Consider the following 16,159-nt stretch of genomic DNA (forward strand, 5'->3'; position numbering starts at 1 on the left):
ACTATGCTTGCCTCAAGCCTTCCACATTCTTCAAAAACCAGTCATAGGTTTTCTTCAAACCGGTATCCAAATCAATGCTGTATTGCCAGCCCAAACTTTTTAAACGGTCTACATTCATCAACTTGCGCGGGGTGCCATCGGGCTTGGTGATGTCGAACACCAACTTACCTTCAAAGCCCACCACACGCTGCATGGTTTCTGCCAGTTCGCGAATGGTGCAATCCACACCAGTGCCCACATTGATGTGGCTCAGCATGGGCTGTGTATTGGCTTTGTAGGTTTGTTCATCCAGCAGCAGCACATGCACACTGGCTGCGGCCATGTCGTCTACGTACAAAAATTCGCGCATGGGTGTGCCTGTACCCCACACCACCACCTCGGTATCGCCGCGCAATTTGGCCTCATGAAACCTGCGCATCATCGCCGGAATTACATGGCTGTTTTCGGGGTGAAAGTTGTCATTCTCGCCATACAAATTGGTGGGCATTACGCTGCGGTAATTGCGGCCATATTGGCGGTTGTAACTTTCACACAATTTAATGCCCGCAATTTTTGCCACGGCATAGGGCTCGTTGGTGCATTCCAAGGTGCCGGTCAGCAAGGCCGTTTCTGTCATGGGCTGCTCGGCCAGCTTGGGGTAAATACAGCTTGAACCCAAAAACAACAAATGCTGGCAATTGTTGGCATGTGCGGCATGCACCACATTGCATTCCATCATCAGGTTCTGAAAAATAAACTCGGCCGGGTAGGTGTTGTTGGCATGTATGCCACCCACTTTGGCGGCTGCCAGCACCACGGCGTCGGGCTTCTCGGCTGCAAAAAATTCATTCACCGCAGCCTGGTTGCACAGGTCGAGTTCGGCGTGGGTGCGCACCACAATGTTGCTGTAGCCCAGGGCGTTCAAGCGGCGCACAATGGCGCTGCCCACCATGCCCCGGTGGCCTGCCACATATATTTTTGAATTGAAGTTCAACATGAATGGCAGCCTTTACTCGCGGCTTACTGCAACGCTGTAGCCGTGTTGCTTCAACAGGGCGTGTTGGCGTGCGGCATCCAGGTCTACCTGCACCATTTCTTTCACCATTTCATGCACGGTAATTTTCGGTGTCCAACCCAATTTATTTTTCGCCTTGCTGGGGTCGCCCAACAAAGTTTCCACTTCCGCAGGGCGGAAGTAGCGCGGGTCTACCTGCACAACCACATCGCCTTCTTTCAGTGCGGGTGCCTTGTCGCCCTGCACTTTCACCACAATGCCTTTTTCATCCACACCACTGCCTTCCCAGCGTAACGTTACGCCCAACTCGGCTGCAGTCATTTCAATAAACTGGCGCACGCTGTATTGCACACCAGTGGCAATTACAAAATCGTCCGCCGTTTCCTGCTGCAGCATCAACCATTGCATTTCAACGTAGTCTTTCGCATGGCCCCAATCGCGCAGTGCATCCATATTGCCCATGTACAGGCACTGCTCCAGGCCCACTGCAATATTGCTCATGCCGCGGGTAATTTTTCGGGTTACAAAAGTTTCACCACGGCGTGGGCTTTCATGGTTAAACAAAATACCGTTGCAGGCATACATGCCATAGCTTTCGCGGTAGTTCACCGTAATCCAGTAGGCGTACATTTTCGCCACAGCGTAGGGGCTACGGGGGTAAAAAGGTGTGGTTTCTTTTTGCGGAATTTCCTGCACCAAACCATACAACTCTGAAGTACTGGCTTGGTAAAAACGGGTTTTCTTTTCCAGGCCCAAAAAGCGGATTGCTTCCAGCAAGCGCAGCGTGCCCATGGCATCTACATCGGCCGTGTATTCCGGGCTTTCGAAACTCACCGCCACATGGCTTTGTGCGCCCAGGTTGTACACCTCGTCGGGTTGAACCTGCTGAATAATGCGGGTCAAGTTAGAGCTATCAGTGAGGTCGCCGTAGTGCAATTTAAAACGGGCGTTTTCAACATGCGGGTCTTCGTAAATGTGGTCTACGCGCTGGGTGTTGAACAGCGATGCACGGCGCTTGATGCCATGCACTTCGTAGCCTTTGCTCAACAAAAATTCAGCCAAATACGAACCATCTTGCCCGGTGATACCGGTGATCAACGCCACTTTAGTCATTGCAGGGGTGCCTTGCTTTAATTGAACTCAAAGCGAAAGCTTAGGTGAACCAGAGTTGAATTCCAAGTAGAGCACCACATAATTTAGTATTAAATATAATTTGTTATTTTCTGTATACAATTTATGACTGATATAAAATACCTTTATGGAATAAGTCGCTGCATGGCCAACGAGTGTTTAAAGAGATATTGACTCACCTACGCTGGCAAGGTCGAGGGAATTTCAGAGCGAATCTTGCACAAACATACCCAAAAAAGGTATTATCGTACCCATTATGACCCCAATTTCAATATCAGACAGTCTGTTCTCCAAAACACAGCAAAAGGTGTTGGCTTTGCTTTTCTTGCATCCTGAACGGTCTTTCTATCTCAACGAAGTGGTTCGACATGCCAATGCTGGCAAAGGCGCCGTGCAGCGTGAACTGCTTAAACTGGAATCCTCCGGGCTGGTTCTTTCAACGCCACAAGGCAACCAAAAACACTTTCAAGCCAACAGGCAGAATCCGGTTTTTTCTGATCTTCGCTCCTTGATCATCAAAACGTTTGGCATACGGGAAGTCATCGCGAACTGCTTGCAAAATCACGCCACCAATATAAACCGTGCGTTCATATTCGGGTCTATCGCCAAGGGAACAGACAATTCAAAAAGCGACATTGATTTGATGGTAGTTAGCGATCAACTTCACTTCCATGATCTTTTTGACATACTTCAACCTGCGGAACAACTTCTGGGGCGAACCATTCAACCCACGCTGTATCGCACACAAGAATTCGCAGAAAAAAAGGACACAGAATTTATGCGCCGAATTTTTGACGCACCAACCATTTCCGTCGTCGATGTGATTAATGAACAAAGAAAATAATCCGTTTGATAATTTGCTCAAGATAGGGCAACTAAAACGAGAGGCTTTTATTCAAGCTGAATTTGACGGACTCGTTAGCACCGCAAATCGTAAACTCCACGATTCCAAAAACGCCAACTTGTCGAAAGACAGTCGCTTCGATCTTGCTTACAACGCAGCACACTCGCTCGCTCTGGCAGCGCTTCGCAAGGCGGGATATCGCTCAGAAAATAGATACACCGTTTTTCAGTTACTCGAGAGTACCGCTGGTCTGCCAGCGTCTATTTGGCGAATATTCGCCACAGCGCATCAAAAAAGAAACCTTGCAGAATACGAAGGTTTCACTGAGATTGAATCGTCATTGTTGGAGGCACTGATCAATGCGACTGAGAGACTCAATTTGGTATTGAGGAACACAAATTGAACAAAGAAATTCTCAAGAACCAACTCGACCTGGCCACCCTGGTTCGCACCCAGCGCCTGCAAGCCGGCGCCAAGGGCGGAAAAATGACAGCCCAAACCCTGGCGGAATTGGCGGGCGTTAGCCGCGACACTATTTTTCGCATTGAACGCGGTGAAGACGTTTCCTTTTCCACCGCCATGGCTGTGCTGCGGGTGTTTGGCCTGGGGCTTAGCGCAGCCCCCGTTGAATGGCCCACCTTGAACACGGTACATCAACACTTCAAAACCCTGTGACTGCGCACCAACAAATTCAAACACTGCAGGTGTTCAACGGCGGCAAACCCTGCGGTTGGCTGGGGCAAACGGCCAGTGGCTTTTGGTTTCACTACAGCAGCAACACGCCACAACAACACTGGGTCAGTTTGCTGATGCCACCCAGCAACAATTTTTATCAGCAGGCCGAGTTATTCCCAGTGTTTGCTCAATATGGCAGCTCGCTGGCTGAACTGCACCAGTGCAACGGTACACAGTTGGGAACGCTCAGCTTTGCCAACCCCGACAACCCGGTGGTTAAACAGCCCCTACGCACGCCACCGCCATTACTGCCAGGCCAAAGCTCCCTGATTGCCAGGCAGCACGGTTCGCAACTACGGCGCAATTTCGCAGACACAGTGGTTCACCACGAATGCACATGGGCCCTTGTTCTGCAACTACGGGCGATCAAACACCAAGCTGACCCCAACAACCGCTTGCCAGCACTGCGCTGGACGCTGCAAGCGCAACTGTTAAATGGCCATGTGCAACACCCCAGGCCAGACATGGATGTCTACCAGCAACTACTTGGATTTGAACCGCTGACCAGTGTTCTTAACTTGAACGAGCGACAATACGAGGCAATTACTCAACAAACTAACAAGCTGGCTTTAGTGCTGGCAGAAGTGGCACGCACCTACTGTAAAAACGCCGCTAGTGAAATCGAGCTGATTCATCGGCTTCTGCCCCTACTACATACGGGGAGTATTCGGCCACATCTTGTTTACAGCCATCGCGACCAAAGAGAAAAAGCTGACCGGCCAACCATTATTGGCTTTGAATACCTGAGAGCTAACTGCTAACTCCCCGCAATTGCGAGGTACGATAAATTTTTCCCGTCAAGTAGATAAGCATTGTTCAAACTTTAACAAAACTTAGCTATTCTTAAGCCTCAACTGCGCATGCTGACCGTTACACAGCAGGGCGGTAGCGTGCCTAAAACACAGTAAAATGACCAGCCGACAAGCCAAACTACAAGAAGATACCTACTACCGCGTCATGCGGTTGCTGGACGAGAACCCCGACCTTACCCAACGTGAGCTAGCCGAAAAGCTTGGCGTCAGTGTTGGCGGATTGAACTATTGCTTGAAGGCCTTGACTGAAAAAGGCTTGGTGAAGATGCAAAACTTTGCCAATAGCAAAAACAAGTTTGGATACATGTATGTATTGACACCAAGCGGCATCGCAGAAAAGACCCGACTTGCCAGCGCATTTTTAAAGCGAAAGATGGAAGAATACGAAGCACTGAAAGCTGAAATTGCAGCTGTAAGATCTGAAGTGCAAAGCGCTGATAAACAAAAAACGCACAGCCAGCATTAAATACGCTCAGCGCACCAATTTCCGCCACCGCCTATCACAATAAAACCCACATCTAGCCTGTCAAAGGCCCTCGCAAAAGCGACAGACACCTTGTGCCATTCAGTACCGAACACTTGAAAACCACCATTCAAAATAAATTATCCAGCGTTGGGCTAGATGGCTCAAAGGACCCAACCTCGTCTGAAAAAAGCAAGTCTGGATTATCTAAAATCCTTAAAAACTCTGGCTGGATGGCCGCAGAGCAAGTTATAAGACTAGTTGCGGGTCTATTTGTGGGAATCTGGATTGCCCGCCACCTAGGTCCAAGTTCTTATGGCTCCCTAAGCCTTGCGTTGGCACTATCCACCATAGTTGGAATCTTCGCAACTTTAGGGCTCAACCGCACAGTGGTTAGAGAACTGACATTACATGCGAATGAAGAAAACTTCGGAAAGCAAATTGTGGCGTCCGTACTCGCCTGGCGGTTGCTATTTTCATTTATCTGTTACGCCGTAACTGTCGGGATAAGCCTAGGTTTTGGACAAGGCGACCCATTGTTAGTCGGCATTGTAGCCGCAAGCATCTCGTTCACTTCGTTTGATGTAATCGATCATTATTTTCAATCCAAAACAGCCTCTCGTTACAGTGCGATTGCGCGCAGCACCAACTTCTTCTTGTTCCTGGGGATTAAATTAGTATTGTTGCTCAGCGAATCTGATGTGGTTTATTTCGCTGTGGTAACAGCTCTAGAAGCCATGGGTAATGCCGTTGCGCTGTGGTTTGCATGTCGGACGTATGGCATCAGGCCTGGTATTAAAGATATCGACATGCGCCATGGCTGGAGCATGATTATGCAAAGCTGGCCCGAACTTTTCGCTGGCTTTGCCTGCCTGGTCTTCATGCGAATTGATCAAATCATGCTGGGAAACATGATCGGAAATGTCGCAGTTGGGGAATATGCAGTGGCTTCGCGACTAGCAGAAGCATGGTATTTCATTCCTGGCGCATTGGTTGCTTCATCCTTCCCTGCCATAGTACGCCAACGAACACAGGACTCCGTACTGTATCTAAAACGCCTTCATCAACTCATGCTTGCGATGGTTGGTATTTCTTATTTAGTTGCTGCAGTTGTCACCCTTCTCGCACCTTGGGTTATTTCCACACTTTTCGGCGAGGCTTATGCCAGTTCAGCCGCCATCTTGATCGTCCTAATTTGGAGTGGACTTTTTGTTTCTTTGGGCACTGCATCTGGTTCTTGGATTATGGCTGAGGGTAAACCTATGCTAAATCTAACCCGAAACGTAGCTGGAGCGTTGGCCAACATTGCATTCAACTTCTACCTGATTCCCCTTTATGGGCCGCTAGGCGCCGCTATCGGAACGTTAGGATCGCTGAGCATCGCTTACTTCTTCAGTGATTTCCTGAATCCGAAAACCCGGCATATCGGCATACTCAAATTGAAAGCACTGCTGTTAATCTGGAAGTAAAACAACCCACCATGAACCTAACCACGCTTTACAAAACCGTACGCTATTTGATCAGCGACCGGCCTTTGCCCTTAGAAAAGCCGACCGTACTTCAATTTCCGGTAATCGACATATGCAACTCCCAGTGCCAAATGTGCCGCATATGGGAAAACAAAAAGTCTGATGACCTAACACCAGAGCAACTAAGACAAGGGCTACGTAACCCTCTATTCAGCGAAGTAACCGCCATCGGATTAAATGGAGGCGAACCTACATTGCGCAAAGACTTGGGTGCTTTGACTTCTGTGTTATTCGAAGAATTACCAAAGTTAAAGTCCATCTCTTTAATAAGCAACGCATACAAATATGAAGAAGTAATTGCCCGAATCACCGACATCGGTGAAGTTGTCAAGAAACACAATGGGGTACTCGATGTAATGGTCTCGCTAGATGGTTATGGTGAGGTTCATGACAAAGTTCGCGGCAAGCCAGGCAACTTTGAGCGTGCGCAGCATGTTATTGATTACGCGCAGTCTTCGCCATTGGTTAACAATGTGCGAATTGGCTGCACCATAATTAAAGAGAACGTGTACGGACTAAGTGACTTGTTTGAATTTTGCCAAGTTAAAGGGCTATATATCAAGTATCGGTTAGGTATTCCTCACCAACGTCTTTACACACAGAACCTACTTGACCCATACGCCCTAAACGCTGCCGAAAAATATCACATCACGGAATTTTTAGAAGGTTTGATCAAACATTACGAACCAAATGAATCCCAAAGGTTTTTCTATCGGTCACTGATCGATCAAATCATATCCGGCGCCGCACGAAAAGCAGGCTGCGACTGGCAACACCGCGGCGCCACCATTACATCCAAAGGGGAGCTTTTATATTGTGCAGTTCAAAGCAAAGCTTTGGGTAACATAACCACTCAAGACAGCGAACGGTTGTACTTTGGAAATAAAGACCATTTAAAAAGTATCATCCAAAATCACTGCGACAGTTGTAATCATGACTATGTAGGCATTCCTCCCAAGAAACAGCATACAAAACAGTTCGTACTTCAAGTTGCAAAAAAACTGCGCGCAGAAAATTTACTTAAGAGCATCTACCAGCAGTGGGCTTCAAGTGCCGCGCGGCAGAGTAAGCATTTCTCTCGCAAACTAAACACCCTGAGACAGATAGGGGAGCACACAAAAGATTGGCCAGGCAACAGCCAAAATATCCGGGTGCTTATATGTGGCTGGTACGGTACAGAAACTCTAGGAGACAAAGGTATTCTAGGTGGTGTCATTCAGGCTTTAAGAGAATACCTTGGCGATATAGATGTTGTGCTTGTCTCTTTATTCCCCTACGTCAGCGAAATGACTAGACGCCAAATGAACGACCTCAACGGAGTTCACATTGTTAAACCGGAGCAAGGCGTCCAACTGGCAGCAAAAGCCAACCTGGTGGTGTTCGGAGGGGGCCCACTTATGGCGATTAACGAAACCGCGGACATGCTGGCAATCTTTGAAATGGCAAAAAAAGCTGAAGTGAAAACTCTAATTGCGGGCTGCGGCGTAGGGCCATTAGGCGCGAATTGGCACAATGAAACTATCGGCCTCATACTTAAAACTTCCGATGCACGTATCTTCCGCGATGAACTATCGCGCGATATCGCCTCGAACCTGGGTATAGAAACTCAAGCGGATCTTGTGGCAGAGGACCCAGCTTTTACGTGGTTGCAAACTCAGAATCGAATTGATGTTAAACCGCAGAAAACAGAAACAACCAAAGTTCTATTGCTTGGTCTTCGAGACTTTCCTTACGAGACATACGCCAAACACCTGAACAAGGCACAATGCCTCGAAGCAAAGCAAAGATACGAGACAGCGATAATCGACGCGCTGAACAGCCTTGTAGCAAAGTTTCCCGACCTGACTATTCGCCCTCTACCAATGTGCACGAACCACTATGGCGACGATGACCGTTGGTTTTATCGCAGGCTATTTCGAAATCAAACGACGATCAAGCCACATCTTGACTTGTCTCTACTGGGTGCCGAATTAACTCCAGTGGAATACTGTGCAGCCTTCAAACAATCAACTGCATCGCTTACCATGCGCTTCCATTCTGTCGTTTTCTCACTCGGGTTGGGCACGCCAACGGTAGCGATTGACTACACCCTTCGGAAAGGAAAAGTTCATGCGCTGGCAGATCGTTTTGGTGTTCCAGCGCGCAGCCTTGATGAATTGGATGCTTCTTTCATAATCAGGGAAATCTCCAACCTACTTGAGAAACCCAAAAATCAAGCAATAAACTTTAAACCCACATTTACCAATGCGATGGCAGCCGCACTGCACAGCCTGAATTTTCCAGAACGTATCGAATCAGAAATAGAGCAATGAAACCGCTTCGAATTTTACATGTGTGCACTAGCGACAAGATAGGTGGAGCAGCGCGTGCAGCCCATCGCTTACATTTAGCTCAACGTGAGGCTGGGCTTGATAGCCATATGCTTGTTTTACGCCGCAGTGAGACCTCACCATTTGTTCACGCGCCCCTTGGCAAATTCGCCCAGCTAAGTCATCGATTGAAGCTAGCCTTGGCCGAACGGATTATGGACCTGCAGAAAACACCAACTAATCAGGTGTTTCATTCCGCAAATATATTCGATAGTGGTCTGGGCAAATGGATTAACGATAGCGATTTCGACATAGTCAACTTGCATTGGCTTGGCGCAGAAATGTTATCAATTAAAGAAATAGCGCGTATACGCCAACCAATTGTATGGACCATGCATGACATGTGGCCATTCAGTGGTTCCGAACACTATGACGACCTAGACAATCCCGAACGCTATGTGCACGGTTATTCAAAAAACACAAGACCAAAAGGTTATAGCGGGCTAGACATAGATGCAGCAGTGTGGCGACTAAAGAAGAGGGCTTGGAGTGACAAACACTTCCACCTTGTTAGCCCAAGCAACTGGCTAGCAGATTGCGCGAAGCGAAGCGCATTGTTCAAGAATCAGCCATGCAGTGTTATTCCAAACTGCATAGACACAAAAATTTTTAAACCAATCGATAAACAACAAGCCCGCCTGATTCTTAACCTAACGCCTGAGAAAAAATACATTCTATTTGGTGCGATATCCAGCACTACAGACAAACGGAAAGGATTTCATCTTCTTCAAGATGCACTAAAACAATTATCAAAGTTAGACGACATCCGTAGTCAAACGGAATTACTGATCTTTGGATCAACCGCACCCACTCATCCAATTGATCTGGGTCTACATGCGAACTACCTAGGCCACTATCACGATGACATCAGCCTCGCATTATTGTATTCGGCTGCAGATGTGTTTGTAGCACCTTCGATGCAGGATAATTTACCAAATACCCTTGTAGAGGCAATTGCATGTGGAACTCAATGCATCGGATTCGATGTAGGGGGCATAAGAGATCTAATTAAACCAATTCTAAACGGACAACTAGTTCAGCCATACGAATGCACTCAACTTCAAAAATCTATTAAACACCTTTTGAAAAATACATTAAAATCTGAAGAGATAAGAAATGAATCGTTAACGTTATATTCCGAAAAAATAATTACAGAAAAATACATAAATTTATATAAATCTATTTATGATCATGAAACACAACAAAAATAACGACACCAAACCAAAAATATCAATAATAACTGTTGTATATAACGGCGAAGAAACAATAAAATTAACAATAGAGAGCATTATTTCCCACAAAAAAAGCAACAATATTGAATATATAGTTATAGACGGAAAATCTACAGACAATACAAACAAAATACTCAAAAGCTATTCTGAATACATAGACAAACACATTATAGAAAGGGATGCAGGTATATATGACGCAATGAACAAAGGATTAACTCTTGCATCAGGAGAATTTATTTGGTTTCTCAACTCTGGAGATCAAATCAGCGATGACAGGATAGTTATGGACTTAATATCAAAAATCACCCATAACACACAATTTATTTATTCGGGCGTACAATTAATAAACATAGAAGGGAAGTTGATTGATACCCTAGACGCTCCGCAAAAACTAAGCGTTCGATTGCTTAGCGAAGGAATGCACATATCGCACCAGTCTTTTATCGTGAGAAAAAGCTTAGCCAACCAATATGATTTAAATTACAAACTGATAGCGGATCAGAAGTGGATAATGCAGTGTATCTCAAAAGCAAAAGAAAATGGGCATTTTTTTGATAGACCAATTTCACGATATCTTCTTGGTGGAATATCTGACCAGAGACAACTTGAATGCGTGACAGAAAAAATTAAAATGATAAAAAAAGACTACCCTGAACTTTACAAGGCGAATATTCACAAATATTTTTTAGAAATTATAAAAATAAAAATTAAAAATTATCTCTATATTTTAAAAAAACTTAATGCCAAAGTTAATAGCCAGCTCAGAACAAAAAATTGAATAAATTAAATCATAGATTATTGTTAGCCTCAATCATACTGCAACCACTAGTCAATAGTATAACGGGCATCTCTATAAAAACAAACTTACCCTCCATCATTGGACCGGCATTCTTCTCTATTATTTTTATCTACCTCCTAATCTTACTAGCAACAAAACTAAATATTGCCAGCCTTTTTACACTAACAATAACAACTTCGTTATATTTCGTTCATAGCATGAACGGCAATTCTGACGCTTCAGACATTCCTAATTACATTAAACTTATACTACCTGCTATTATTTTTATTTATATAAAAAATACGAAAATTACAAAACCACAATTTGAAAAAATTAAAACATATATCGAGGCTTCCATACTTATTTATGCGGTACTAGTAATTATTTCTTTCCTACTAAGCTATCAGATACAAGAAGGCAAAGGTTACTTTGGTCTTATTTATGCTGGCAATGACCTGATTGCTCTTTTTATACTTTTTGCATCCATGGCTTACTGGGATAGGTTTAACTATAAAAAATCTTTTTTTATAGTCTTAGTAGCACACATTTTAACATTGTCGAAAACAATTCTAGTTTACCCGCTAGTCTTTGCTGCGGGTCAACTACAGAGATCAGTGGCACGCTCGGTTTTTTCTTTAACTCTAGCTATTACAATAATTTACTTTTTTTTCGAAAAATATTTATATATTTATATTTCCAACTTTATACCGAATCTAAGCTCAGCGTTCGACTTACTAGATCAAGACTTTGATGACTTAGCCAAAATTGTGACCTTCGGTAGAACCAGCTACCTCGAAGACGCCCTCTCCTTTATAAACTCTGGATCATTTAATTGGCTATTTGGAGTTGGTGCAAATGGAGCAGAGAGCGCTCTATTTGGGAAAGTAGGTATTGAAATGGACTTCTACGATGCTTTACTTATGTATGGTATTTTTGGGGTTTTTTATTTAACTCTCTTTTACTACTCCCTCCCTTTATTATGTAGAAATATAAATCCACTATCAAAAATAATCTTCCTGTTAGCCATCACCTATTCTTTTTTTGGCGGCCATTTCTACAACAATCCCATGGTTGGTTTTTATTATGGTTTATTTATCGGTCTAGCTTATAACCGAAGCTTGAACTTTAATACAATAAAAGCAATGAATTCAATCAGTATCAATCCATCTTCAACGCCACAAAGAAATGATAAAGATAGCGCTTATTACCAATAATCCCGCACCATATCGAATACCTGTTTTTAATTTGATAAAGAAATTCGACCTTACAGTCATTTATCTCGCTAGACGTGAGACCAATCGTAACTGGTCAACTAAAAATTTGAAGCACAAACACTATTATTTGAAAGAAAATTTTCACTCCCACTCAGATGGGTATAACTTTATTCACAACAATCTCGACATATGGAAAGTACTAAACAAGAATAACCCACATATTGTAGTAACAACAGGCTACAACCCTAGTCATTTATATGCATTTATTTGGTCTGTCTTAAAAAGAAAACGTCATGTTTGCTTGACGGACGGAACGATCAGTTCAGAATCTCATCTCAGTTTTGTACACAAGATTATTAGAAAAATCTTTTTTTTTCGAACCCATGCTTTCATCGGCGCTAGCAATAAGAGCATCGAACTATTTCTTTCATATGGAATACCGAGGAAAGAGATTTTTCGCAGCGGACTTTGTGCTGACAACTCTTATTTTTCAAGCTGCACTTATACTAAATACGATGAGAGACCTTTTGACCTGATTTTTTCGGGCCAATTTCATGAAAGAAAGCTTCCTTTCTTATTTACTGAAATCTGTAAGAGAGTAAATCATGCTCGGGGAGGATGCAGAATAATTTTGATCGGCGACGGCCCTCTGCGAGAAGAAATTTTGGAACAACTGTCATCACTTAGAATAGAGTTCGACTATCCTGGCTTTGTTCAACAAGAACTTCTCCCAAAGTACTATAGCGCTGCCAAAGTTCTGTTATTCACAACCAGATTAGATCCTTGGGGCGTAGTTGCGAACGAAGCAATGGCGGCTGGCACACCAGTGATCACCACACCGTACGCTGGCGTTGCGGGCGAATTGGTTATTGACGGGGTTACAGGTGCAGTATGTGAACCCGACGCTGAGATTTGGACATCTGCTGCAATGCGCTTATTAGAGGATCGGAATCATTGGGAGTTATGTTCAGCAAATGCTAGGGAAATTGTCGCCTCATATACCTATGAGGCTGCCGCTGCAGGAATCGAAGCGGCATGCGAATACGCACTGGGCAGGTAGAGGCAGTGTTACGCATACTAGTGGCGCACAACTTCTATGGCTCCTCAGCCCCCTCAGGCGAGAATCAGGTGTTTCTCGCAGAAGTTGCGATGTTACGTTCTCGTGGACATGAGGTGCTTGAGTTTACTCGCCATAGCGACGAGATCAGACAGAAAGGGGCACTGGGTACTGTGATCGGTGGCTTCTCGACACCTTGGAACCCAAGTATGGTTCGGCAGTTGAATTCTGTGCTTAAACAGTACAAGCCTGACATCATGCATGTTCACAATACATTTCCCCTTCTATCCCCCAGTATTTTTCACGCGAATGGCTGTAAAGCCGCTAAGGTCCTGACTCTTCACAACTACAGGCTTCTGTGTGCCTCAGGCATTCCTATGCGGCAAGGGAAAACATGTACGGTTTGCCTAGATAACCAAAGCAGCTTTCCCGCGCTTCAATACGGATGCTACCGAAATAGCCGATTAGCAACCGCACCCCTGGCCCTAAACATTGGCCTACACCGCATGTTGGGCACATGGCAAAACAATGTTGATGCATTTATAACACTCTCAAACTTTCAACGCGAATTGATGGCACGATCCGGCCTACCAATCCAAAAGCTCCACATAAAACCTAATTTCTATCCTGGCATGCCATCTGTCATTCCGTGGTCTGAACGTGATGACTTTATTGTGTTTGTAGGAAGACTGAGCGCGGAGAAGGGAATTACCTCTTTACTGGATGCCTGGCGAAAATGGGGAACTAGTGCGCCCGAATTACGCATAGTTGGCGATGGTGAATTAAGGTCAAAACTCGAGGCGCTTGCATTTGGGCTACCAGTTAAGTTTTTCGGGCAGCTTGATAGTGCAGAAGCCCAATCATTGATAGCAAAATCAAAGCTGCTCGTCTTACCTTCAGAGTGTTTTGAGGGATTTCCGATGGTTGTGCGCGAAGCATTCGCATTCGGAACACCAGTTGCGGTCTCTGATCTCGGGCCCTTACCCAGCATCGTAACCAATAATGTCAATGGTGTTTTATTTGAACCGGCAAACTCGGATTCTTTACTACAGTCTGTACAAAGCGCATGGCACTCTGAAAGCCTATTAAAAAAACTCGGCCAATTTGCTCGTCAAGAGTTTGAATCAAAATTCACTGAAGATGCAAATTACGCGACACTCATGGAAATTTATGAACAGGCGCTGAGTTCAGGAATCGGGAGAAAACAATGAAAGTAAATCTTCTGGGTTACAACCTGGATGGTGAGTCAATCAATGATTGCGTACACAGCATCTTCCACAGTATTCAGATGCGAAATGATAAGCACAAGAAGTGCGAGTGGTTAGCCTGCCTTAATCCTCACTCCTATGTAATGGCTCTAGAAGACCAACTCTTTAACCAGTCTTTGCATGATGCCGATTGGCTAATTCCAGACGGAGCAGGTGTGGTTTTAGCATCCCGAATCCTGGGAAATCAGATTAACGAGAGAGTAACTGGATCTGATGTGTTCTATGGACTTCATTCTCTAATGAATACTGCTGGTGGACTGAGTGTATTTTTCTTAGGAGCATCTGAAAGCACATTGCAAGTCATCCTTGAGCGCATGAAGAAGGACTATCCAAACATTCGAGTCGCAGGAACTTACTCACCGCCATTCAAACCAAACTATACCCCAGCTGAGCAAAATGAGATGATTGAATTGATCAATACATCCGCTGCAGACGTGCTGTGGGTTGGCATGACGGCTCCGAAACAAGAAAAGTGGATTAATGAATGTCAATCTAGGCTAGAGGTTAAATTTGCCGCTGCGATCGGAGCAGTTTTCGATTTCTACGCTGGAAAAGTTAAAAGATCACATCCAGCTTTCCAACGTCTTGGGTTGGAGTGGTTACCTCGATTAATTCAAGAACCTAGACGTTTATGGCGAAGGATGTTCATATCAGCACCGATTTTTTTATGGCATGTAGTTAAGGCCAAGTCTTTTGACAGCAGAAAAAATGTTTTATAACTCTATCCTAGTTACCGGAGGGGCTGGCTTTATTGGTTCACACACTACATTGGAGTTGCTTAGAGCAGGTTTCAAGGTGGTTGTTGCAGACAATTTAAGCAACAGTTCATATGAGTCATTAAGGCGAGTTTCACAAATTGTGGGATGTGAACCCGTATTTTTGAACGTTGATGTTCGTGACCGCAAAGCGCTCAACCAGCTATTTAAAAATCATTCGATAGATGCGGTACTTCATTTTGCCGGTCTCAAAGCGGTAGGTGAAAGCGTTTCTAACCCCCTTGATTATTACGACAACAATGTGCACGGCAGTCAGGTTTTGCTAAGTACGATGGCAGAAGCAGGTATTTTCAAATTTATCTTCAGTTCATCTGCTACTGTGTACGGCGAGACTTCTCAGATACCAATTTCTGAGGATTGTCCAGTTGGTCGACTAACAAATCCGTATGGTCGTAGTAAGCTAATGGTGGAAGATATGTTGCGCGACCTAGTCACCTCTGACCCACGGTGGAGAATTGCTGTATTACGCTACTTTAACCCTGTAGGTGCGCATGAAAGTGGGCTTATTGGTGAACACCCACGTGGAGTTCCCAACAACTTACTGCCCTACCTCGCTCAAGTGGCGGTTGGCAAACTACACGAGCTCTCTGTGTTTGGAAATGATTACCCCACAAAAGACGGTACGGGTGTACGTGACTACATACATGTAATGGATTTGGCAGAGGGCCACCTATGCGCGCTGACTGCCATCCAACAGTTAACTGGTTTTAACGTTTGGAATCTCGGAACGGGCCAAGGCTACAGTGTTCTTGAAATAATCGAAGCTTTCGAAAGGGTCTCTGGCCGAGAGATCCCCTATAAAATGGTACCTCGCCGCCCTGGCGATATAGCAACGTGTTACGCGGACCCGAATAAAGCCCAACTTGAATTGGGATGGGTGGCGAAACGCAATTTAGAACAAATGCTTGAAGACGCGTGGCGCTGGCAATACCAAAACCCCAATGGCTTTAACTGAAC

The 16,159-nt window shown here is 44.9% G+C and carries 16 protein-coding genes; 14 read left to right on the plus strand and 2 right to left on the minus strand.

What is annotated here, in order from left to right; translation table 11 throughout:
- Position 1 precedes the first annotated feature (1 nt).
- A complete protein-coding gene (fcl, locus tag B4C79_RS08570) occupies positions 2 to 976 on the minus strand; it encodes a GDP-L-fucose synthase (protein ID WP_291739411.1) in 975 nt (324 codons plus the stop codon).
- A 12-nt stretch (positions 977 to 988) separates the two neighbouring features.
- Positions 989 to 2,107 (minus strand): GDP-mannose 4,6-dehydratase, encoded by a 1,119-nt coding sequence (gene gmd / locus B4C79_RS08575; protein ID WP_291739410.1) that lies wholly within the window; start codon positions 2,105 to 2,107, stop codon positions 989 to 991.
- 409 nt (positions 2,108 to 2,516) lie between these two features.
- Between gmd and B4C79_RS08580 the strand changes: the two genes are divergently transcribed.
- The 14 genes from B4C79_RS08580 to galE all read left to right on the plus strand — a co-directional run bounded on the left by B4C79_RS08580 (position 2,517) and on the right by galE (position 16,157).
- Complete coding sequence (locus B4C79_RS08580; RefSeq protein WP_291739409.1) at positions 2,517 to 2,969, plus strand: nucleotidyltransferase domain-containing protein; 453 nt, start codon at positions 2,517 to 2,519, stop codon at positions 2,967 to 2,969.
- Positions 2,953 to 3,372: a hypothetical protein gene (locus B4C79_RS08585; protein ID WP_291739408.1), complete on the plus strand. Its 420-nt coding sequence runs from the start codon at positions 2,953 to 2,955 to the stop codon at positions 3,370 to 3,372. Before B4C79_RS08580 ends, B4C79_RS08585 begins: the two co-directional genes overlap by 17 nt.
- Positions 3,369 to 3,644 carry a helix-turn-helix transcriptional regulator gene (locus B4C79_RS08590; protein WP_291739407.1) on the plus strand — a complete coding sequence of 92 codons (276 nt, stop codon included), beginning with the start codon at positions 3,369 to 3,371 and terminating at the stop codon, positions 3,642 to 3,644. The genes B4C79_RS08585 and B4C79_RS08590 overlap by 4 nt, the downstream gene beginning before the upstream one ends.
- Positions 3,599 to 4,465 carry a hypothetical protein gene (locus B4C79_RS08595; RefSeq protein WP_291739406.1) on the plus strand — a complete coding sequence of 289 codons (867 nt, stop codon included), beginning with the start codon at positions 3,599 to 3,601 and terminating at the stop codon, positions 4,463 to 4,465. The genes B4C79_RS08590 and B4C79_RS08595 overlap by 46 nt, the downstream gene beginning before the upstream one ends.
- A 148-nt stretch (positions 4,466 to 4,613) precedes the next feature.
- Positions 4,614 to 4,982, plus strand: a complete 369-nt coding sequence (locus B4C79_RS08600; RefSeq protein ID WP_291739405.1) for a MarR family EPS-associated transcriptional regulator — start codon at positions 4,614 to 4,616, stop codon at positions 4,980 to 4,982.
- A gap of 113 nt (positions 4,983 to 5,095) precedes the next feature.
- A complete protein-coding gene (locus B4C79_RS08605) occupies positions 5,096 to 6,448 on the plus strand; it encodes a flippase (protein WP_291739404.1) in 1,353 nt (450 codons plus the stop codon).
- 11 nt (positions 6,449 to 6,459) lie between these two features.
- Positions 6,460 to 8,820 carry a polysaccharide pyruvyl transferase family protein gene (locus B4C79_RS08610; protein ID WP_291739403.1) on the plus strand — a complete coding sequence of 787 codons (2,361 nt, stop codon included), beginning with the start codon at positions 6,460 to 6,462 and terminating at the stop codon, positions 8,818 to 8,820.
- Positions 8,817 to 10,088, plus strand: coding sequence for a glycosyltransferase (locus tag B4C79_RS08615; protein ID WP_291739402.1), 1,272 nt, complete (start codon positions 8,817 to 8,819; stop codon positions 10,086 to 10,088). Before B4C79_RS08610 ends, B4C79_RS08615 begins: the two co-directional genes overlap by 4 nt.
- Entirely contained in the window at positions 10,069 to 10,887 is an 819-nt protein-coding gene (locus tag B4C79_RS08620; RefSeq protein ID WP_291739401.1) for a glycosyltransferase family 2 protein, read from the plus strand. Before B4C79_RS08615 ends, B4C79_RS08620 begins: the two co-directional genes overlap by 20 nt.
- A 218-nt stretch (positions 10,888 to 11,105) precedes the next feature.
- Positions 11,106 to 12,101, plus strand: coding sequence for a hypothetical protein (locus B4C79_RS08625; RefSeq protein ID WP_291739400.1), 996 nt, complete (start codon positions 11,106 to 11,108; stop codon positions 12,099 to 12,101).
- A complete protein-coding gene (locus B4C79_RS08630) occupies positions 12,073 to 13,161 on the plus strand; it encodes a glycosyltransferase family 4 protein (protein WP_291739399.1) in 1,089 nt (362 codons plus the stop codon). The genes B4C79_RS08625 and B4C79_RS08630 overlap by 29 nt, the downstream gene beginning before the upstream one ends.
- The gene (locus B4C79_RS08635) at positions 13,137 to 14,369 is read left to right on the plus strand and encodes a glycosyltransferase family 4 protein (protein ID WP_291739398.1); all 1,233 of its coding nucleotides are present in this window, start codon (positions 13,137 to 13,139) and stop codon (positions 14,367 to 14,369) included. The genes B4C79_RS08630 and B4C79_RS08635 overlap by 25 nt, the downstream gene beginning before the upstream one ends.
- A complete protein-coding gene (locus B4C79_RS08640; RefSeq protein WP_291751357.1) occupies positions 14,366 to 15,145 on the plus strand; it encodes a WecB/TagA/CpsF family glycosyltransferase in 780 nt (259 codons plus the stop codon). Before B4C79_RS08635 ends, B4C79_RS08640 begins: the two co-directional genes overlap by 4 nt.
- A complete protein-coding gene (gene galE, locus B4C79_RS08645; RefSeq protein ID WP_291751364.1) occupies positions 15,135 to 16,157 on the plus strand; it encodes a UDP-glucose 4-epimerase GalE in 1,023 nt (340 codons plus the stop codon). Before B4C79_RS08640 ends, galE begins: the two co-directional genes overlap by 11 nt.
- Positions 16,158 to 16,159 lie beyond the last annotated feature (2 nt).

The sequence above is a fragment of the Limnobacter sp. UBA7229 genome (genome assembly GCF_002473065.1).
GTDB lineage: Bacteria > Pseudomonadota > Gammaproteobacteria > Burkholderiales > Burkholderiaceae_B > Limnobacter > Limnobacter profundi.

What these genes read in the sequence shown, in the direction of transcription:
- B4C79_RS08600 (WP_291739405.1), top strand. Translation starts at nt 4,614, where the DNA reads ATGACCAGCCGACAAGCCAAACTACAAGAAGATACCTACTACCGCGTC.
- gmd (WP_291739410.1), bottom strand. Translation starts at nt 2,107, where the DNA reads ATGACTAAAGTGGCGTTGATCACCGGTATCACCGGGCAAGATGGTTCG.
- B4C79_RS08585 (WP_291739408.1), top strand. Translation starts at nt 2,953, where the DNA reads ATGAACAAAGAAAATAATCCGTTTGATAATTTGCTCAAGATAGGGCAA.
- B4C79_RS08630 (WP_291739399.1), top strand. Translation starts at nt 12,073, where the DNA reads ATGATAAAGATAGCGCTTATTACCAATAATCCCGCACCATATCGAATA.
- B4C79_RS08625 (WP_291739400.1), top strand. Translation starts at nt 11,106, where the DNA reads ATGAACGGCAATTCTGACGCTTCAGACATTCCTAATTACATTAAACTT.
- B4C79_RS08620 (WP_291739401.1), top strand. Translation starts at nt 10,069, where the DNA reads ATGAAACACAACAAAAATAACGACACCAAACCAAAAATATCAATAATA.
- B4C79_RS08610 (WP_291739403.1), top strand. Translation starts at nt 6,460, where the DNA reads ATGAACCTAACCACGCTTTACAAAACCGTACGCTATTTGATCAGCGAC.
- B4C79_RS08635 (WP_291739398.1), top strand. Translation starts at nt 13,137, where the DNA reads ATGCGAATACGCACTGGGCAGGTAGAGGCAGTGTTACGCATACTAGTG.
- galE (WP_291751364.1), top strand. Translation starts at nt 15,135, where the DNA reads ATGTTTTATAACTCTATCCTAGTTACCGGAGGGGCTGGCTTTATTGGT.
- B4C79_RS08640 (WP_291751357.1), top strand. Translation starts at nt 14,366, where the DNA reads ATGAAAGTAAATCTTCTGGGTTACAACCTGGATGGTGAGTCAATCAAT.
- B4C79_RS08595 (WP_291739406.1), top strand. Translation starts at nt 3,599, where the DNA reads ATGGCCCACCTTGAACACGGTACATCAACACTTCAAAACCCTGTGACT.
- fcl (WP_291739411.1), bottom strand. Translation starts at nt 976, where the DNA reads ATGTTGAACTTCAATTCAAAAATATATGTGGCAGGCCACCGGGGCATG.
- B4C79_RS08615 (WP_291739402.1), top strand. Translation starts at nt 8,817, where the DNA reads ATGAAACCGCTTCGAATTTTACATGTGTGCACTAGCGACAAGATAGGT.